The following is an 18,681-nucleotide window of genomic DNA, read 5'->3' as shown; positions in this document are numbered from 1 at the left end:
ACTTTTGGGGCGCACTTCAAGTGCCGACTGCTAAGCCGTCATCGGGGGCAAGCCCCCTCCCACATTTTTATCAGGCACCAGTGGGTGCGAATACCAAATCCCGGGCATAAAAAAACCCCGCTTTTAAGGGCGGGGTTTTTTCGACTAAGTCAGTACAAGTTAGATAACTTGAACTTCTTCAGCTTGCATGCCTTTCTGACCGCGGGTAGCGATGAAAGAAACCTGTTGGCCTTCTTTCAGGCTTTTGAAGCCGTCGGATTGGATAGCTTTGAAGTGAACGAACAGGTCGTCACCGGATTGTGGAGTGATGAAGCCGAAGCCTTTTTCATCGTTGAACCACTTAACGGTACCAGTTTGGCGATTAGACATGGTGTATCTCCTTGGACAAAGTTAACTGCGACTCAGGAAAAGCCCTGGCCGAGACTGAGTGCAAAGAGCAGGAAAAATTCTTGGAGATGGTTGGATCGAAATTCAACATATCGTGTAGAGATTCTCAGTGACACAAGCAGCACAGTGGCGCCACCTTAACCCTTTTTCCGGAACGTGCCAATGATATTTCCGAAGGTTTCTCCAATTTCGTGACTGGCGGTGATATTTCCAGTCACCCGACCCAGTAGCGTGGGGCCCAGCCCCGCTGGCTGGAGCGTATGAAGAGGCCCGCTTTCGTCAAGAAAACCCCCACGCCCTTTGAACCCCAACGCCGGCACCGGTAAGATGCCCCACAGAATTTTTCCACCTCGCTATTCAGGACACCCGCCATGAGCATCAAATCGGACAAGTGGATTCGCCGCATGGCGCAAGAGCACGGCATGATCGAACCCTTCGTCGAGCGCCAGATGCGTGGCGAAGGCGCCGAACGCCTGATCTCCTATGGTGTTTCCAGCTATGGCTACGACGTGCGTTGCGCCGATGAATTCAAGGTGTTCACCAACATCAATTCGGCAACCGTCGATCCGAAAAACTTCGATGAAAAGAGCTTCGTCGATATCAAGAGCGACGTGTGCATCATCCCGCCGAACTCTTTCGCCCTGGCGCGCACCGTGGAGTTTTTCCGTATCCCTCGCGACGTGCTGACCATCTGCCTTGGTAAGAGCACCTACGCGCGCTGCGGCATCATCGTCAACGTGACCCCGCTTGAGCCTGAGTGGGAAGGCCACGTGACCTTGGAGTTCTCCAACACCACCACATTGCCGGCAAAAATCTACGCCAACGAAGGCGTGGCACAGATGCTGTTCCTGCAATCCGACGAGGCCTGTGAAGTGTCCTACAAGGACCGTGGCGGCAAGTATCAGGGTCAGCTTGGCGTCACCTTGCCGCGCGCTTGATCGAAAGCTCCTACACGTAAAGGGAATTAGTCTGAAGAAAGTGACTCTATTGGGTGTACTGCCCCGACACGTGTGAAGTGTGTCGGGCCACGCTTGAGGAGTACTTTATGAAGATCGACCCCCGAATCAGCGCAGAACTCGCACGGCTGGAGCCCAATCAGATTGGTGTTCTAGCCTGGTCCCTGATGGCCGACCCTGCCTATGCGGGCGGCATCCCCGGCCAACCTGGGCCGGATTATCCGCAGCCCGGTGAGCCCGGTGAGCCTACCCGGCCGGACGAGGCACCCCCCGTGCCCGTTGCCTGAAGCCTTTAGGGTTGGCCTGCATCATCTGACAAACCATACCTCCTGATCGCCAATCACCAGAATCCGGTGGTTGGCGTCCGGTTCCACCCTATAGCCCCCTGTAAACGCCCCGAACGCGGGTAGCAGGCTGACCCGCGGCCCGAGCTGAAAGCAGGGCAAGCGCAGGCTCTGGCGCCCCTTGCCGCGCAAGCGATATACCGGATGCACATGACCTGCCAGTACATGGTGGCTGGGGTGAGCGTCCGGTTCGTGTTGCAAGGCAAACGGCCCCATCAGCAACGGTTCTGCTACCACCTCGATGCCGAGGTCGGCCGGCGGATCACCCGCACGCTTATCGTGATTGCCACGAATCAACGTCATGGGCAGCTCGCGATGCTGGGCGCGCCATGCTCGCAGGGCGCTCAGCGTGCCGCTGGCATGGGAGCCGGGGCCGTGCAGGAAGTCGCCGAGGAAGATCACCTGCGCGCAGTCGAATGCTTGTAGCAGTCGGTCCAGTCGCGCCAGGTTGTCGGTGGTGGTGCCTTGGGGAACCGGTTGCCCCAGGCTGCGATAGGCCGACGCTTTGCCAAAATGCGCGTCGGCGATCAGCAGGCAATTGCGCGCTGGCCAGTAGATAGCTTTCTCCGCCAGCAGCCATAACGTTTCGCCTTCAAGCTGCACTTCGCAATACATCAAGTTTTCCCGTTATCCGCGACTTTTTCCAAATCCTTGACCATCCGCGCGATGCGCTCCGAGAGTTTTTCCGAACTCATGCTTTCGCGCATCCGCTCCACCAGTAGCGGAAAAGCCAGGGGCGTGGGCCGTTCGATTACGTGCAGGTCCAGTGTCAGGGTGGAAAGATGTCTCAACGCCGCTTCCAGGCGGCGGATGTCCAACTCGTCTCGCAATACTTCTTCGCCAGCCTGGGCCAGCAATAGGTTGTGCGGGTCATACTGCTTGAACACTTCAAAGAACAAGCCGCTGGAAGCCTGCACCTGCCGCGTGCTTTTCGGCGCGCCGGGGTAACCGGCGAACACCAGCCCGGCGATACGGGCGATCTCGCGGAAACGGCGCAGGGCCAGTTCACCGGCGTTCAAGCTGGCCGCCACATCCTCCAGCAGGTTATCCGGGCTCAGCAGCTCAGAATTCAACAGTGCCGGCCAATCCACGGGTGTAGCGCTGAGCAGTTCCAAGCCATAGTCGTTGACCGCAATGGAGAAGGTGACGGGTTGCCCCTGGCTGACGCGCCAAGCCAGCAAACTGGCCAGGCCGAGATGCACTTGGCGCCCCGCGAACGGGTAGAGGAACAGGTGCCAACCCTCCCGTGACTTCAGCGCTTCGGCCAACAAATGCTCGCGTGTCGGCAGGCCCGACCAGCGCAACTGGGTCTGTAGCAACGGCTGCACCGCGCGCATTTCCGGGCCGTCGAAGTGGCCATGGGCGGCAGCATCGAAACGTTCCACCACGGCCTGGGCCAGTTCGTTGGAAAGCGGCATGCGCCCGCCATTCCAGCGCGGTACGGCGGCTTTTTTGGCGTTGCTGCGGCGTACATAGGCAGTCATGTTTTCCACCCGCACCAGCTCTAGCAAACGCCCGGCAAACAAGAAGCCATCCCCAGGTTTGAGCCGCGCGATAAAGCCTTCCTCGACGCTGCCCAGGTTCTTGCCGCCGCCGCCCTTGCTCCAGAATTTCAGCTGAATGCTTGCATCGCTGACGATGGTGCCCACGCTCATGCGATGGCGCCTGGCCAAGCGTGCATCCGGTACACGCCAGATGCCGTGTTCGTCGGGCTCCACGCGGCGGTAGTCCGGATAGGCCGTCAGCGATAAGCCGCCGTGGCGCACAAAACCCAGGGCCCAGGCCCAGTCGGCGTCAGTAAGGTCGCGATAGGCCCAGGCGCCGCGCACTTCCTCCAGCAACGACGCGGGCATAAAGCCACCGCCCAAAGCCATGCTTACCAGATGCTGTACGAGTACATCCAAGGGTTTGTAGGGCGATTCGCGGGCTTCGATGCGGCGCTCGGCGATCGCGTCCTGAGCCGCCGCCGCTTCAATCAGTTCCAGGCTGTGAGTCGGTACCAGCGTCACTCGGGACGGCCGCCCCGGGGCGTGGCCGGACCGCCCGGCACGCTGCATCAGGCGCGCCACGCCTTTGGCCGAGCCGATCTGCAACACCCTCTCGACCGGCAGAAAATCCACCCCCAGGTCCAGGCTGGAGGTGCACACCACCGCCTTGAGCTGCCCGTCTTTGAGCGCCCGTTCGACCCAATCACGGGTCTCGCGGGACAGCGAACCGTGGTGCAAAGCAATCAGCCCGGCCCAATCCGGCCGCGCATCGAGCAGGGCCTGGTACCAGATTTCCGACTGTGCGCGGGTGTTGGTGAACACCAGGCAACTGCTGCTGGCGTCCACCTCGGCCACCACCTGCGGCAGCATTTTCAATCCGATATGCCCGGCCCAGGGAAAGCGTTCGGACACTGGCGGCAGCAACGTGTCGACGTGCAGCGCCTTGGCCGTTTGCCCCTGCACATTGATCCCGCCGCCTTGTGGCACCAGTACTTCCAAGGCGTGGGATTGATTACCCAGCGTCGCGGAAATCCCCCACACCATTAAGTCAGGATGCCAACGGCGCAAGCGTGCCAAGGCCAGTTGCAACTGCACCCCGCGTTTGTTACCGATCAGTTCGTGCCATTCATCCACTACCACCATGCGCACATGGGCCAGGCTGGCTTCGCTGTCGGCGCGGGCCAGCATCAGGGTCAGGCTTTCCGGGGTGGTGACCAGTGTGGTCGGCTGGCGACGGGTTTGTCGGGCGCGCTCAGCGCTACTCGTGTCGCCGGTGCGCAGGCCGACACTCCACGGGATTTGCAACGCTGCCAGCGGCGCTTCCAAGGCGCGCGCGGTGTCGGCGGCGAGGGCTCGCATCGGCGTAATCCACAACACCGTCAGCGGCTCGGCCGGTGGCTTGCGTTTGCCGGTGGCCGGCGGGCGCGTAATGGCGAAGCGATTGAGCGCGGCAAACCACAGTGCGTAAGTCTTGCCGGCGCCGGTGCTGGCATGCAGCAAGCCGGAATTTCCCTCCTTGACCGCCGTCCACACGGCTTTTTGGAAGGCGAATGGCTTCCAGCCTTTGGCGGCGAACCATTGCCTGGCGAAGTCGTGGGGTTTTGCCATGCGGTGGCTGACGCTCTGGAGGGCTTATTCCACAGACCCTCCAGGCGTCACAAAGGTTTACTTCAAATTACCGCTCAAGAACTGTTGCAGACGCTCGCTCTTGGGGTTGCCCAGCACGTCTTCCGGCGCGCCTTGCTCCTCCACCAAGCCTTTGTGCAGAAACAGCACCTGGCTGGACACTTTGCGCGCGAAGCTCATTTCATGGGTGACCATGATCATGGTGCGGCCTTCCTCGGCCAGACCCTGGATCACCTTCAGCACTTCGCCCACCAGTTCCGGGTCGAGGGCCGAGGTGGGTTCGTCGAACAGCATCACCTCCGGTTCCATCGCCAATGCGCGGGCGATGGCGACACGTTGTTGTTGACCGCCGGAAAGAAACGCCGGGTATTGATCGGCTACGCGGGCCGGCAGGCCGACTTTGTCCAGGTAGCGGCGGGCGCGGTCTTCGGCGTCTTTTTTGCTGCAACCCAGCACCCGGCGCGGGGCCATGGTGATGTTCTCCAGCACGCTCATGTGGCTCCACAGGTTGAAGTGCTGGAACACCATCGCCAGCCGGGTGCGCAAGCGTTGCAGTTCGGCGTCGTCGGCCACGCGCATGCCGTGGCGGTCGCTGACCATGCGGATCGGCTGGCCGTCGAGGGTCATGGCGCCGTCGTTGGGGGGTTCCAGAAAGTTGATGCAGCGCAGGAAGGTGCTCTTGCCCGAGCCGCTGGCGCCGATCAGGCTGATCACGTCACCGGTCTTGGCCTTGAGCGAGACACCTTTGAGCACCTCATTGTCGCCATAGCTTTTATGCAGGCCTTCAACGGTCAATTTGTACATGGGGCGTGCATCCTCAAGGCGAAAGTAGATAGCCGCTGCGGTAGGCCTCGGTGCCTGCGACATGGCCGATGACCATCCCGGCAGTGGCCATGCGGCGCAGCGAACGGGCGTAAAGCAGGCCAGCTTTGCGGCAGTGCACGGGCGTTACGCGGTCGGTAATGGGGTCGATGATTTCGGCCAGCAATTGCCCGGCTTCCAGATATTCGCCGGGCAGGGCGGCGAACACCAGCAAGCCGCCCACTGGCGTGGCTACCGGTTCTACGCCTGCCAGTGGCGTGGCCGGGTAAGGCAGGTCGGGCAACGGCGAGGCCTGGCCGTTGATGGCACCGAAGCGGATCAGGTAATCGATGATCGCCTGGGCGTCGAGGCTGGCCAGGCCGTGGTTGACGTCGCCCTGGCCGCGCAGTTCGACGGTCACCGCGATGCTGCCCATGGGGATCGGAAACCGCGCGCCGAAGCGCTGCTGCAACTGCCACCACACGAGGGTGAAGCATTCGTCGAACGACTGTCCGCCCGAATCCGTAGCCAGCAGGTTGGCTTCCGAGCCGAGGTAACGTGCCAACGCCTCCACCTGCGGCCAGGCTTGCGGCGTGGTGTACAGGTGCGCCACGGCTTCGAAGTCGCAGTGCAGGTCCAGCACCAGGTCGGCATCGCACGCCAGGCGTTGCAACACCAGGCGCTGGGATTGCAACTGGGTCGCGGCGCCTTGGTCGGCCAGGGCGGAGAGCAGCGCGGCACGGATCACTTGCACGTTATGCTGCGGATCGTCGCCAAGCAAGGCTTCGACCTGATTGCCCACTTCATCACCGAGGTCGACAAACAGCCGATTGAAGTTCTGCCCGCTCTCCAGCTCGTAGCGGCCCAGCGGGGTGTCCATCAGCACCTGTTCCAGGCCCGCCGGGTTAGCGACCGGCACCAACACGATTTCGCTGCGCAGGCGCCCGGCGGCGGCCAGCTCGGCCAGGCGCGCCTTTAAATGCCAGGCCACCAGCATGCCCGGCAACTCGTCGGCATGCAGCGACGCTTGGACGTAGACCTTGCCTTCGGCGTGTTCCGGGCCGAAGTGAAAACTGTGAATCTGCCGCGCCGTGCCGGGCAGCGGCGCGATCAGTTCGTGAATCCGATGACGCATGAAGGCTCCTTAGTGGCTGGGGCCGAGAAAGGCCAGCCAGCGCCGCTCCGCCAGGCGAAACAGACCGACCAGGGCAAAGGTCACGGTCAGGTAGATCAGCGCGGCGATGCCGAATGATTGAAACGTCATAAAGGTCGCCGAGTTGGCGTCCCGGGCCACTTTGAGGATGTCGGGAATCGTCGCAGTGAAAGCCACGGTGGTCGAGTGCAGCATCAGGATCACTTCGTTGCTGTAGTACGGCAGCGAACGACGCAGCGCCGACGGCATGATCACGTACGCGTAGAGCTTCCAACCGCTGAGCCCATAGGCCTTGGCCGCTTCGACCTCGCCGTGGGCCATGCTGCGGATCGCCCCAGCGAAAATTTCCGTGGTGTAGGCGCAAGTGTTGAGGGCGAAGGCCAGGATGGTGCAGTTCATCGCATCGCGGAAAAACGCATCCAGCACTGGCTGCGCGCGCACGGCGGCAATGCTGTAGATGCCGGTGTAGCAGATCAGCAACTGGATATAGAGCGGCGTACCGCGAAACAGGTAGGTGTAGAACTGCACCGGCCAACGTACCAGCGGGTTGCGCGAGACGCGGGCGATGGACAGCGGGATCGACACCAGAAACCCAATCACCAGTGAAGCGCTGAGCAGCCACATGGTCATCGCCAGGCCGGTGATGTGCTGGCCGTCGCTGTACAGAAACGGGCGCCAGTATTCCTGCAAGAGTTCGATCATCGCACGGCCTCCCGGGCGCCAGCGGAGTAGCGGCGTTCAAGACGGCGCAGGACAAAGTTGGAGGCACTGGTGATCAGCAGGTAGATCAACGCGGCCAGTACCAGGAAGTAGAACAGTTGGTAGGTGCTCTTGCCGGCATCCTGTGCGGCCTTGACCAGGTCCGCCAGGCCGATGATCGACACCAGCGCGGTGGCCTTGAGCATCACCATCCAGTTATTGCCGATGCCCGGCAGGGCAAAGCGCATCATCTGCGGGAAGGTCACGTAGCGAAACCGCTGGCCGCGCTTGAGCCCGTAAGCGGTGGCGGCTTCCAGTTGGCCGCGGGGCACGGCGAGGATCGCGCCGCGGAAAGTCTCGGTGAAGTAAGCACCGTAGATAAAGCCCAGGGTGATCACCCCGGCGCTGAATGGGTCGATCTCGATGTATTCCCATTCCATAAAGTCGGTCAGGCCGGTGAGCCAGGTTTGCAGGCTATAGAAAATCAGCAGCATCAGCACCAGGTCGGGGACGCCGCGAATCAGGGTGGTATAGAGCTGCGCGGGGATGCGCAAAAAGGGCAGGCTGGATAGTTTGGCGCTGGCGCCGAGCAAACCCAGCAACACGCTGACGGCCAGGGACAGTACCGATAACTTGATGGTCATCCAGGTGCCTTGCAGCAATAGCGGGCCGAAACCCTTCAGGCTGAGTGCGCTCAGCCCGAGAGTTTGCAACAGTTCTTCGAACATAAATCGGGACCTATGGCGATAAAAAAGCGCCCCTGCAAACCCAGGGGCGCCCCAGGCATTATTTGCCGCTGTACAGGTTCAGATCGCCAAAGTGTTTCTTCTGGATGGTGGCGTAGGTGCCATCATCGTGTAACGCTTTGATACCTTTATCCAAAAGGGCCTTCAGCTCAGTGTTACCTTTTTTGATACCGATGGCGGTTTTGGACGGCAGCAGAGGGTCGTCGATGGCCGCGCTGACTTCATAGCCGGCGCCGGCTGGCGACTTCAAAAAGCCCAGTTCGGCTTGCAGCATGTCTTGCACCGAAGCGTCGAGGCGGCCGGAAGTCAGGTCGGCATACACTTGGTCTTGGTTAGCGTAGGCCTTGGTGGTCACACCGGCTTTATCCAGTACCGCCTTGGCGTAGGCTTCCTGAATGGTGCCTTGCTCATAGCCTACCGATTTGCCCTTGAGGGATTCCGGCGTCGAGTAGCCTGCGCCTTTCTTGAATACCAGTGAGGTCGGGCCGGAGAACAGTTCGCTGGAGAAGTCGATGGCTTTCTCACGCACCGGGGTCACGGTCATGGACGAAATCACGCCGTCGAACTTATTGGCTTTCAGGCCCGGAATCATGCCGTCGAAATCACTTTCGACCCATTTGCACTTGACCTTCAGCTCGGCACAGATGGCATTGCCCAGGTCGATATCGAAGCCCACCAGGCTGCCGTCGGCTGCCTTGGATTCGAACGGTGCGTAGGACGGGTCGACACCAAAACGCAATTCCTTGTATTCCTTGGCCAACGCGGTACCGGCGGCCATGCACAGAGCCAGTGCAGAAAGGGTCAGCAATGCTTTTTTCATTATGTAATCCCTTGAAACCAAGATAAGCGCTTGTGGCGCGATTAGGACTGTTACTGAACGGTGTCAGACGGATCCCAAGTAGCAATTTCTGCACCATAGTTCCGAATGAGCGTTTTAAAAGGCAAGAAGGTGGCGATGTGAGTGTAGGAGATGCCCAAAAATGGGCATCGATTTTTCAATGCACCATTTTGGGTGATGGGGCTCAGTTCAGCAGGTCTTGCAAGGTGCCGAGGTTATCGGCGTCTTCCACGTGTTTATCCTGGCGCCAACGCAGCATCCGCGGAAAGCGCACCGCAATTCCGCTTTTGTGGCGTTTGGACAGGGCGATGCCCTCGAAGCCCAACTCGAACACCATGCTCGGCGTCACGCTGCTGACCGGGCCAAATTTTTCCACGGTGGTCTTGCGCACAATGGCGTCGACTTTGCGCATTTCTTCATCGGTCAGCCCGGAATAGGCTTTGGCAAATGGCACCAGGGTGCGCTCGCTGCCTGGCGGCCCATCCCACACCGCAAAGGTGTAGTCGCTGTAGAGGCTGGCGCGTCGGCCGTGGCCGCGCTGGGCGTAGATCAATACCGCGTCGACGCTGAACGGATCGACCTTCCATTTCCACCACACGCCCATGTCTTTGGTGCGGCCCACGCCGTAGAGGCCGTCGCGCGCCTTGAGCATCATGCCCTCCACCCCCAGTTTGCGGGAGTCTTCACGTTGCCGGGCCAAGTCCTGCCAAGTACTGCCCGTCAACAGCGGCGAGGGCAGTAGCACCGGTTGGTTGCACGTTGCGATTACCTGCTCCAACTGTGCCCGGCGTTCGGCTTGGGAATGGTTGCGCCAATCTTCGCCCTGGTGCTCCAGCAGGTCATAGGCGAGCACTGCCACAGGTGCGTCCTCCAGGACTTTTTTACTCAAGGTCTTGCGACCGATCCGCTGTTGCAGCAGGGCGAAGGGTTGTACCGCGTCCTTCCACACCACGATCTCACCGTCGATCACCGTGCCATCCGGCAGACCACTGACCAGCGCATGCAGCTCCGGAAAACGTTCGGTCACCAGTTCCTCACCACGGGACCAGACCCACAGGCGCCCCTCGCGCTTGACCACTTGCGCGCGAATGCCGTCCCACTTCCATTCCACCTGCCAGTCGGCGGGGGAGCCGAGCAGGGCGTCGAACTGCTCCACCGGTTGCGCCAGGCCATGGGCCAGAAAAAACGGATACGGTTGCCCGCCACGCTGCGCGTGTTCGTCGGACGATTCGGCGGCGATCAGCTTCAGATAACCCTCGGCTGTAGGACGGTTGGACAAGTCGGTGTAACCCACCAACCGCTGCGCCACCCGTTTGCTGTCCAACTCGGCCATCGCGGCCAGGGCGCGGGTGACCAGCAGTTTCGAAACGCCCACGCGGAAACTGCCGGTGATCAGTTTGATACACAGCATCAAACTCGGTTGATCTAGTTGCGCCCACAGCGCCGGCAAGCGTTCGGCCAGTTCCGTCGGCGGCAGGCCGCGCAAGGGCAGCAGTTTTTCTTCCAGCCACACCGCCAGGCCGTCCTCGGAGGTGTAGGTCGATTCTGGCAACAGCAGGGAAATTGTCTCGGCCAGGTCGCCTACCGACTGGTAACTTTCTTCGAACAGCCAGGGTTCGATGCCCGAAGCCTCGGTGGCCATGTCGCGCAGCAGCCGCGTCGGCACCAACTGCCGTGGGCGCCCACCGGAAAGGAAATACACCGCCCACGCGGCGTCGGCTGGCGGCGCCTGGCGGAAATAGCTCTGCAAGGCGGCGAGCTTGGCGTTGCTAGAGGTGGTGGCGTCGAGGTTGGCGTACAACTCGGCGAAGGCCTTCATGCCGTGACCTCTTCTTCATCGTCCCCGTATTCGGTGGTGAACCCTTGGGCATCCAGGCCTTTTTCGCGCAGGTGACGTACCAATACGCCGACGGAACCGTGGGTGACCATCACCCGTTCGGCCCCGGTTTGCTCGATGGCCCACAACAAGCCGGGCCAGTCGGCATGGTCCGACAGCACAAAACCTCGGTCCACCCCACGCCGCCTACGGGTGCCGCGCAGGCGCATCCAACCGCTGGCGAAGGCATCGCTGTAGTCGCCGAAGCGGCGTATCCAGGTGCTACCGCCGGTGGAGGGCGGCGCGATGATCAGCGCCTGGCGCAGCAACGGGTCGTTTTTCTTGAAATCGCCAGCGTATAGCGTCTCCGGGATATAGATGCCGGCGTCGCGATACACCCGGTTCAATGGCTCGACCGCGCCGTGGCTGAGGATCGGGCCGATGCTGGCGTCGATGCCATGCAGGATGCGCTGAGCTTTGCCGAAGGAGTAACAAAACAGCACGCTGGCCTTGCCGTTGGCGATATTCCCACGCCACCACTCATTGATTCCCGCAAAGATCTGCGCCTGGGGCTGCCAGCGGTAGATCGGCAGGCCGAAGGTGGATTCGGTGATAAACGTGTGGCATCGCACCGGTTCGAACGGCGCGCAGGTGCCGTCGGGTTCGACTTTATAGTCACCAGAGGCTACCCAGACTTCGCCCTGGTATTCGAGGCGTACCTGGGCGGAACCGAGCACATGTCCGGCGGGATGGAAGCTCAGGGTCACGCCGTGGTGCACCAGGCGTTCGCCGTAGGGCAGGGTCTGCAGGTTGATGTCCTGGCCCAGGCGCGAGCGCAGGATGCCTTCGCCGGGCGCGGCCGCAAGGTAATGGGTGTTGCCGGTGCGGGCGTGATCGCCGTGGGCGTGGGTGATAACCGACCGCTCCACCGGGCGCCAGGGGTCGATGTAGAAATCTCCGGCGGGGCAATAGAGGCCTTCCGGGCGGGCGATGACAAGGTCCATGGGGTGACCGGGGAGGTGGGCTTGTTACTTATGAGGCAGGGGCGAACGCAGAAGTTCTATCTAAGTGCATGTGGATCCTGGTGGTTCTAGCAGGCTACCGATGATCAACAGCGAAACCGGCTGATCGTACTTCAATAGACATTCGACACTGAACAGGCTTGCTGGGGTGAGCAGCCTCACCACAACAAGCCCCTTTTGCATTTTGCAGCGTTTACTTGCCTGGGGTGAGGGTCAGGCGGGTCTTGCCATACACCTTGTCAAAGTTCTGTGGCTGCATCGGGAAACTCAGGTATTGCGCCTTGAGCGCCGCGTCAATGCCATTGGCGTAGTGCGGGCTGACCGGGTTGCCGGATTGGCCGATGCCGCCTTGGCCCATCATCGGTTCCGCCTGGCCGAAGTCGACGATCATGCGCAGCGCCGGTACCTGGGTGGTGTTGAAATCCTGGCCCCAGCTGTAGGGCGCCGGGTTCAAGGTGTTGTGATCGCCGCCACTGGCCAGCGGCCCACGGATCACTTGGCCTTGCACGTTTTTCCAGGTGGTGCTGTGCAATTTGCCCCACTGCCAGGCCTTGTGGTCCGCACCCAGTTGGCTGTCGCCGGCGGTGATGGCGGCCGCCAGGCTGCGTGCGAGGATCGCCGGTTTGTCTTCTTTCTGCGCGGTGCGCACGTCGTCCCAGAATGGGCTGTCTTCACGGCCCAGCAGGTGGTCGGCCTGGGCGGCGTAGGACAAGCGCGCGTTGCTCACAAAGGCTTTCCAGCTGGCGCTGGTTTCCGGGCCGAGTTCGTCGAGGAAGATCTGCCGCGTACTTTCCTGTAGGAACAGTTCATAGAGCGCAGCATCGGCGGAGGTCGACACCAGGCGACCATCGAAGGCCATCAGGCGGGTCAGGGCTTCGCGGGCCTTGGCCTGCTCGGCAGCGGGTAACGCCTCGATCGCCTGCTTGAGCGGCTGAGCCATGCCTGGGGCCTGGAACATGCTCTTGAGTTTGGCGGCGAAGGGGGTGGTTTGGTCGTACTGCATAGCGATCAGGCTGCGACTGTCATGCTTGCCGGCATTGGCCAATTGCGCCAGGCGTTCGCTGCGCTCAGGGGCATCCCAGGTGTTGGACAATTGCATGCCATAGCCGCGCGGTGCAGTGCGCTGGTTGGCGGTGCCGATCCAGCCTTGGGGCGGGTCCTGGTCATAGGGGTGCAGCATGGCATCGGCGTAACCGTCCCAGTCGAAGCGCCCGTCCCACCCCGGCGACGGCAATAGCCCTTCACCTTCGCGGCGATTGGGGAAGCGACCGGTGACCTGCCAGCCGATATTGCTGGCGTCGGCGAAGATCATGTTCAAGGCGATTGCGCGGATTTCCCGGGTGGCGTCCGAGGCTTTGCCGGCATTCTGCGCGCGCGACAGGTCGAAGAAGGCGTCCAGGCTCTTGTCGTCTTTGAAGTCGGCGCTTTGCAAGGCCAGGCCCAAACCGCTGGTCAAGGCCTGGCTGCTATTGAGCAGGGCACCGTGGCGGGTTTCGTAGACGACTTCGCGAATCGAGCGTTGGCCCTTGATGAAGAAGGTTTCGTTACGCACCCCGGCAGGTAGCCATTTTCCGTTGTTTTCGTAGTAAAGCGCGCTGCCCTGGCGTTTGACCTTTTCCAGGAACAGGTCCTGGGTGTCGCCCTTGACCGCGCTCATGCTCCACGCCACTTTGCCGTTGAACCCGGACAGCAGCGTAGGCAGGCCGGCAATCGAGACACCCACGGCCTGGTACTTAGGTGCGCGGATCTGCACGTAGCTCCATGGCGACGGTGCCTGTGGCTGCGCCGCCAAGTCGTTGGCCAGCAGGCTTTTGCCGGCGCGGCTGCGTTGCGGGCCGATGGCCCAGTTGCTTGAAGTGGTGACCGCCAGTGCATTGAGGCTGTTCAACTGCTGACTGACCGCATCCAGCCCCGCCAGACCGGTGATCTGGCCCAGGTTGATGCCCTTGAGTTTGTCGGCTTCGGCCAGTGGGATCGGCTCGTCGGGCGCGCTTGGCGTGAGCCAGGCAAGTTTATCGACGCCGACTTTTTGCCCCAGCACCAAGGAGCCCAGTTCTTCCTGCAGGTTGGCCGACTCGCTGAAATTGAGCAGGCAGAACAGCAGCGCGGAATCTTCCGGTTTCCAGTACTCGGGCTTGTAGCCGGTGTGGGCCAGGTCCGGCGGCAGCTTGTCGCGATAACGGAACAGATAGGCGTTGACGCCGCGGGCGTACACCTCGAAGAAGCGCTTGAGGCGCGGCGATGAGGCGTTATACAACTCGCCGGCGCTTTTTTTCAGGTTGACCGCTCGCATAAAGCGGTCGACGTCCAGCACCTCAGACCCCGACATTTCCGCCAGACGGCCCTGGGCCAGCAGGCGCAGGGTGACCATCTGCTGGATGCGGTCGCTGGCATGCACGTAACCGAGGCTGAACAGCGCATCGTGGAAGGTGTTGCTCTCGATCAGCGGCATACCTTGGGCATTGCGGCGCACCGACACATTCTGCGCCAGGCCCTTGATGGGCTGCACGCCGGCCACCGGCGGCAAGGTGTCTTGGGTGCTTTGGAGCTGGCAACCGGCCAGGCTCAATGCACTGGCAACTGCCGCGGCAACGCCGAACCGGGGAAGAAAATGTGAGAGGGCTGGCGAGGCCATGGCAAAGCTCCTGCGGGGGGTAGCGTCAGTAAAGGCGCTACGTTAGTGAGCGCGGTGAAACGACGCAAGCAGGAGTTGTGTAATTGCGTAAGCCTGGGGCAAAACAGTGTGGGAGGCGCTGGGCGTCCTCCCACAGGGTCAAGCGAATGTCATGCGTCGCGATCAGGCGCCGTGGCACTTCTTGAATTTTTTCTCGCTGCCGCACGGGCAAGGATCGTTGCGACCAACGTCCTTCAGGGCATTGCGCACCGGCTCTTGGTGAGCGTGGCCGCAGTTCGGGCCGTGGACATGGCCGTGGTCGTGATCATGGTGATCGTGATCGTGGTTGCAGTCAGGACCATGGACATGGGGTTGCTGAGTCATTGATGTCGCTCCGGAATAAAATCGCCGGGGATTATCTCGCCATTGTGGTTCACCTGCACGTCATAACCGATGAATAATCCGGTTTTCAGTTCGCCTTCGAGGCGGTAGGGCACAGGTCTGTCCGGGTTTTTCAGCATCTGCACCACATCGCGGATCTGCGGCCAGAGGTTGGTGCGCACCGTGACTTTGAACACCGCATGGCTGCGCGGCGGCACCGTCAACCATTCATTGGATTCGCCCTCGGTCAGCACAAAATCACCCAAGGTCACCTTGTAGATCAGGCCGCGCACGGTCAGGTCGTCGTCATCGCGGTTGTCCACGCGAAAGAACAGCTTGAATTTCTGCTCAAGCAGTTTGGCGCGCACCACCTCCACCTTCACCAGGGAAACATGAGGCGGTGGAGAATCGTCTTCGAACCACGATGCGCAACCGCTCAGGCCGAGGGTCAACGCCAGCATCAAGCTGTATATCCGGAGCATGGCGTCAGTCCTGTAAGGGTTAGAGGTAGCTGGAACAACACTTCTTGAATTTCTGCCCGCTGCCGCACAGGCAGGCGTCGTTGCGACTGGCTTTGATTTGCACCGTAGGATCGATGAAGTACCAGCGCCCGTCATTCTGTACGAAAGAAGACTGCTCGCGGTGGCTATGTTCGCCGGTGCTGTCGTGCCAGCGTGCGGTAAAGGTCACGAACGCGTGTTCCGGCTGGCCGCCGAACACTTCGGAGCTTTCCACTTCAAGGCCCAGCCAGGTGCTTTGGGCGCTCCACGCGGCGATGGCTTCGCGGTCCAGGCCGGCCTGTTGCGCAGGCAGAGTGGTGGCCACCAGATAGTCCACCAGGCCCAGGACGTAGGCGCTGTAGCGCGAACGCATCAACGCGGTGGCGCAAGGTGCCGGGTGGCCGGCGTGATAATGGCCGCAGCAGGCATCCAGCAGGTTGCCGCTACCGCAGGGGCAAATGGATGTACTCATCGGGATCACCACCAATACTTTCCGAAATTTTCCGGGTTGGCCCAGAACCGGGCGTTGAGCCAGTCGGGCACCTGTTTATAGTCAAGCAGATCGTAGGTGAACAGGGTCAACACCTGCTCGTCGCGCTGGAAACGCTCGCCGGCCTGTAGTGCCAGGGAGAAGAAGTCAGTGTCCTTCCAGTCGCAGGCGGCCAGGTCCACCAGCACGGCGATGCGGCTGGCATTGAGGTTGCGGATGCCGCCGAGCAGGGTCAGCCCTTGCGGTTTTGACAGGTGCTCCAGGCAATCGACCACCAGCGCCAGGTCAAAACGCTGGGCGGCCAGGTCTGCGGGCAGCGCGCCGGGCGCGGCGAAGGACACCTGGCTCTGCGGATGCGCCTTTTCAAAAGCGTCCAGTGCCGGGAACCGGCTGGCGCCCAGCACCAGCAGGCGTTGGGGCGAGTGCAGGTCGAGCAAGGCAGCCAGGGCTTGCTGGGGTGTACGGTCAGAATTACCAGCGGTCATCACAGATCCTCACATCAGAACCCTAGAGACTAGCGCGGCTGAACGTGCGGGCCTAGAGCGGGTGGTGGAGAAAAGTCCCGGCTGAGCCCTCATCCTTAATAAATACGGGGGTGTGACGCAGTGGCGCAGTTGAAAAGAGCGGTCTTAACTGCATCCGTCGGCCTTCGCCGATCCCCTCAGGAGAAATCAGATGAGCATCATGCGGACAGCTCTACCCTTGGTTCTGCTAACCGGAGTATTGACAGGTTGCGCAGGCTTGCAAAAAACCGACTGGCCCACCTGTGCCGCCGTAGGCGGTGTGACAGGCGCGGCGTTGGGCTCCACCGAAAGTTCGTCATGGGCCGGCGGCGGTGCATTGCTGGTCGGTGGTCTGGCCGGCGCCTATTGCTGGGTGCATGGCGATGGCGACGAGGATGGCGACGGCGTGCCGGACAGCCGCGACAAGTGCCCCGGCACCCCTAGAGGCGTGCAGGTCGATGCCAATGGCTGCCCGCCCGCGCCGCAAGCAGCAGTGGTCGAGGAAGTGGTGGTGGTCAAGGAAGAAACCATCGTGATTCGCGACGTACACTTCCAATTCGATTCGGCCAAGTTGACGACAGCGGATAAAACCAAGCTCGACACCATTGTCACGCGCCTTAAACAGGAAGCACCGAACGCCCAGTTGCGTGTCAGCGGGCACACCGACAGTGTCGGTAAAGACGCCTACAACCAGAAACTCTCGGAACAACGCGCCCATTCGGTCACCGAATACCTGATCAGTGCCGGCGTGCCGCGCAGCAGTTTTGTCTCGGTCACCGGGGCGGGCGAGAGCCATCCAGTCGCCGACAATAAAACGGCCGAAGGTCGTGCGCTGAATCGCCGTACGGAAATCCAAATCAACCGCTGACAGCCCTTGCCCCTGTGGGACCCACAGGGGCATTGCCGATCTGCATCGCTCCGTTCTCAAGTTTTTTGATCCTTCACTGGCAAAGCGCCGGTAGAAGTCGTTACTGTGCGTCCAAAGAAAAATTTGAAAACACTCAGGAGCCCCATGATGCGTAAGGTTTTTCTGTTGGCCCTGTTGGTCAGCCCCATTGCCCTGGCCCAGAGCGTCAGTGTGGAAACCAACTCATTGATGCGCCTGCCCAGCAGCACCAGTGTGTTGCAGTTGGAGCGCTTGGACGTGGCGGACTATGGCACCTTGCTGGTTCCGGCCACCATCAGCCAAGTCAGCGTGGACGAGCTGCACCTGGGCCGCGACGCGCGCATCGCCATTGTGCCCGGCAACACCGCGCTGCAATTGCAGGTGCGCCATGCGCAATTGGATCACGGCAGTCAGATCACCTCGCGCGGCGCTCCCGGCACTCACGAAAAACCTGCTAAGCCCGGACGTGACCTGAATTTGCGCATCAATGCCCTGACGGCTGAAGAGCTCTCGGTGGATGCCCGTGGCGGTGCCGGAGCCCAAGGCTACGCCGGTCTGGATGGCGCCAACGGCGAAGACCCCGGCTGCACCTGGGGCGCGGCTGGGCGCGGCGCCAATGGCGATAACGGCGGCGATGGCTTGCCAGGCGCGGCAGGTGCGCAGGTGCGAGTGGAGGTGCCGAAAGACTTTCCGGCCCAGCAGATCAAGGTATGGGTCGACGGCGGCCCGGGGGGCCTGGCGGGCACGGCAGGCAAACCGGGTAAGGGCGGGCAATCCAAGGGCTGTTTGGTGTACCGCGCCGATGGCGGCGAAAAAGGCCGCCCAGGCTTGGAAGGGCAGCCAGGGCCGGCCGGGCCGGCGGGTGCCGTCACTATTGAACGGCTCTGACGTGCCCCCACCTCAATCGGCAAGCCCAGGCTTGCCGTTTAGAACATCGGTCGCGCTGAAGCAATCGCCACCACCAGCAGCCCCACGATCAAGTTGATCCCCACCAACGTGCGAATTTGCCCCAGGGCCGTGGCGCCCGCCGGCCAGTCCTCGGCCGCCACCGCCGTGCGCAGCGCCGGGAATTTCAACGCCTGGATGCGGATAAACAATGCGGTCATCACCAGATACAGGCCCATCATCACCTGCACATAACGTGGCGCGGTTTCAAACCCATTGAAGCGCAGATGCAACAGGCCGACACCGCTGATCGGCAAAATCAGCACCGCCACCCAGACCCACACGAAAAAACGTTGAAACACATTCGCCCACAACTTGAGCCGGGCAGGGCCTTCAAGTGCCGCCACAGCGGCGGGGCGCAGGATCATCCAGGCGAAAAACATACCGCCGACCCACACCAGGGCGGCCAGGACATGCAGGGTGTAAGCGAGGCTAAAGACGGTCATTGCGGTACTCCGTTCTGCGCGGGATTAATTAGCGGGGTATG

General features: G+C 61.5%; 20 protein-coding genes. 4 read left to right on the top strand and 16 right to left on the bottom strand.

Annotated elements, in window-relative coordinates; genetic code table 11:
• Nucleotides 1-159: 159 nt before the first annotated feature.
• The gene (locus YA0848_RS04945; RefSeq protein ID WP_002554837.1) at nucleotides 160-369 is read right to left on the bottom strand and encodes a cold-shock protein; all 210 of its coding nucleotides are present in this window, start codon (nucleotides 367-369) and stop codon (nucleotides 160-162) included.
• 389 nt (nucleotides 370-758) lie between these two features.
• On the opposite strand from YA0848_RS04945, the gene dcd reads away from it, so the two are divergent.
• Together dcd and YA0848_RS04935 are read left to right on the top strand one after the other, a co-directional pair.
• Nucleotides 759-1,325: a dCTP deaminase gene (gene dcd / locus YA0848_RS04940; protein ID WP_034096266.1), complete on the top strand. Its 567-nt coding sequence runs from the start codon at nucleotides 759-761 to the stop codon at nucleotides 1,323-1,325.
• Between the two features lie 107 nt (nucleotides 1,326-1,432).
• Nucleotides 1,433-1,630, top strand: coding sequence for a hypothetical protein (locus YA0848_RS04935; RefSeq protein ID WP_034137254.1), 198 nt, complete (start codon nucleotides 1,433-1,435; stop codon nucleotides 1,628-1,630).
• A 21-nt stretch (nucleotides 1,631-1,651) separates the two neighbouring features.
• Here the strand turns inward: YA0848_RS04935 and pdeM are convergent, their stop codons facing one another.
• The 14 genes from pdeM to YA0848_RS04865 all read right to left on the bottom strand — a co-directional run bounded on the left by pdeM (nucleotide 1,652) and on the right by YA0848_RS04865 (nucleotide 16,345).
• Nucleotides 1,652-2,302, bottom strand: coding sequence for a ligase-associated DNA damage response endonuclease PdeM (gene pdeM, locus YA0848_RS04930; RefSeq protein WP_169903323.1), 651 nt, complete (start codon nucleotides 2,300-2,302; stop codon nucleotides 1,652-1,654).
• Nucleotides 2,302-4,782, bottom strand: a complete 2,481-nt coding sequence (locus YA0848_RS04925) for a ligase-associated DNA damage response DEXH box helicase (RefSeq protein WP_169903322.1) — start codon at nucleotides 4,780-4,782, stop codon at nucleotides 2,302-2,304. The genes pdeM and YA0848_RS04925 overlap by 1 nt, the downstream gene beginning before the upstream one ends.
• Before the next feature lie 57 nt (nucleotides 4,783-4,839).
• On the bottom strand, nucleotides 4,840-5,604 hold the full coding sequence (locus YA0848_RS04920) for an ABC transporter ATP-binding protein (RefSeq protein WP_198712561.1): 765 nt from the start codon (nucleotides 5,602-5,604) through the stop codon (nucleotides 4,840-4,842).
• Nucleotides 5,605-5,617: 13 nt separating this feature from the next.
• Nucleotides 5,618-6,736 carry a succinylglutamate desuccinylase/aspartoacylase family protein gene (locus tag YA0848_RS04915; protein WP_169903321.1) on the bottom strand — a complete coding sequence of 373 codons (1,119 nt, stop codon included), beginning with the start codon at nucleotides 6,734-6,736 and terminating at the stop codon, nucleotides 5,618-5,620.
• Nucleotides 6,737-6,745: 9 nt separating this feature from the next.
• Nucleotides 6,746-7,456, bottom strand: a complete 711-nt coding sequence (locus tag YA0848_RS04910; RefSeq protein ID WP_034096271.1) for an ABC transporter permease — start codon at nucleotides 7,454-7,456, stop codon at nucleotides 6,746-6,748.
• The gene (locus YA0848_RS04905) at nucleotides 7,453-8,181 is read right to left on the bottom strand and encodes an ABC transporter permease (protein WP_010212412.1); all 729 of its coding nucleotides are present in this window, start codon (nucleotides 8,179-8,181) and stop codon (nucleotides 7,453-7,455) included. The genes YA0848_RS04910 and YA0848_RS04905 overlap by 4 nt, the downstream gene beginning before the upstream one ends.
• Before the next feature lie 58 nt (nucleotides 8,182-8,239).
• Nucleotides 8,240-9,019, bottom strand: a complete 780-nt coding sequence (locus YA0848_RS04900; RefSeq protein ID WP_027604451.1) for a transporter substrate-binding domain-containing protein — start codon at nucleotides 9,017-9,019, stop codon at nucleotides 8,240-8,242.
• 202 nt (nucleotides 9,020-9,221) lie between these two features.
• Nucleotides 9,222-10,856, bottom strand: a complete 1,635-nt coding sequence (locus tag YA0848_RS04895; RefSeq protein ID WP_169903319.1) for an ATP-dependent DNA ligase — start codon at nucleotides 10,854-10,856, stop codon at nucleotides 9,222-9,224.
• Nucleotides 10,853-11,857, bottom strand: a complete 1,005-nt coding sequence (locus tag YA0848_RS04890) for a ligase-associated DNA damage response exonuclease (RefSeq protein WP_047881533.1) — start codon at nucleotides 11,855-11,857, stop codon at nucleotides 10,853-10,855. The genes YA0848_RS04895 and YA0848_RS04890 overlap by 4 nt, the downstream gene beginning before the upstream one ends.
• Nucleotides 11,858-12,068: 211 nt before the next feature.
• Nucleotides 12,069-14,510 carry a penicillin acylase family protein gene (locus tag YA0848_RS04885; protein ID WP_184316079.1) on the bottom strand — a complete coding sequence of 814 codons (2,442 nt, stop codon included), beginning with the start codon at nucleotides 14,508-14,510 and terminating at the stop codon, nucleotides 12,069-12,071.
• Between the two features lie 162 nt (nucleotides 14,511-14,672).
• Nucleotides 14,673-14,873 carry an SEC-C metal-binding domain-containing protein gene (locus YA0848_RS04880; RefSeq protein WP_003189235.1) on the bottom strand — a complete coding sequence of 67 codons (201 nt, stop codon included), beginning with the start codon at nucleotides 14,871-14,873 and terminating at the stop codon, nucleotides 14,673-14,675.
• A complete protein-coding gene (locus YA0848_RS04875; RefSeq protein ID WP_034096275.1) occupies nucleotides 14,870-15,352 on the bottom strand; it encodes an LEA type 2 family protein in 483 nt (160 codons plus the stop codon). The genes YA0848_RS04880 and YA0848_RS04875 overlap by 4 nt, the downstream gene beginning before the upstream one ends.
• 19 nt (nucleotides 15,353-15,371) lie before the next feature.
• The gene (locus tag YA0848_RS04870) at nucleotides 15,372-15,842 is read right to left on the bottom strand and encodes a YchJ family protein (protein ID WP_034137478.1); all 471 of its coding nucleotides are present in this window, start codon (nucleotides 15,840-15,842) and stop codon (nucleotides 15,372-15,374) included.
• Nucleotides 15,843-15,847: 5 nt separating this feature from the next.
• Nucleotides 15,848-16,345 (bottom strand): DUF6231 family protein, encoded by a 498-nt coding sequence (locus YA0848_RS04865; RefSeq protein ID WP_034096276.1) that lies wholly within the window; start codon nucleotides 16,343-16,345, stop codon nucleotides 15,848-15,850.
• 190 nt (nucleotides 16,346-16,535) lie between these two features.
• Here YA0848_RS04865 and YA0848_RS04860 point away from each other — a divergent pair, with 190 nt between their 5' ends.
• Entirely contained in the window at nucleotides 16,536-17,231 is a 696-nt protein-coding gene (locus YA0848_RS04860; RefSeq protein WP_184316077.1) for an OmpA family protein, read from the top strand.
• A 147-nt stretch (nucleotides 17,232-17,378) separates the two neighbouring features.
• Entirely contained in the window at nucleotides 17,379-18,137 is a 759-nt protein-coding gene (locus YA0848_RS04855) for a hypothetical protein (protein WP_099312689.1), read from the top strand.
• A gap of 38 nt (nucleotides 18,138-18,175) precedes the next feature.
• Here the strand turns inward: YA0848_RS04855 and YA0848_RS04850 are convergent, their stop codons facing one another.
• Complete coding sequence (locus tag YA0848_RS04850) at nucleotides 18,176-18,640, bottom strand: CopD family protein (RefSeq protein WP_034137267.1); 465 nt, start codon at nucleotides 18,638-18,640, stop codon at nucleotides 18,176-18,178.
• Between the last annotated feature and the right edge of the window lie 41 nt (nucleotides 18,641-18,681).

The organism is Pseudomonas sp. S4_EA_1b (assembly GCF_016307435.1).
GTDB lineage: Bacteria > Pseudomonadota > Gammaproteobacteria > Pseudomonadales > Pseudomonadaceae > Aquipseudomonas > Aquipseudomonas rhodesiae.
Note: the sequence above shows the minus strand (reverse complement) of the source record. Positions and strands in the feature narration are given on the sequence as shown.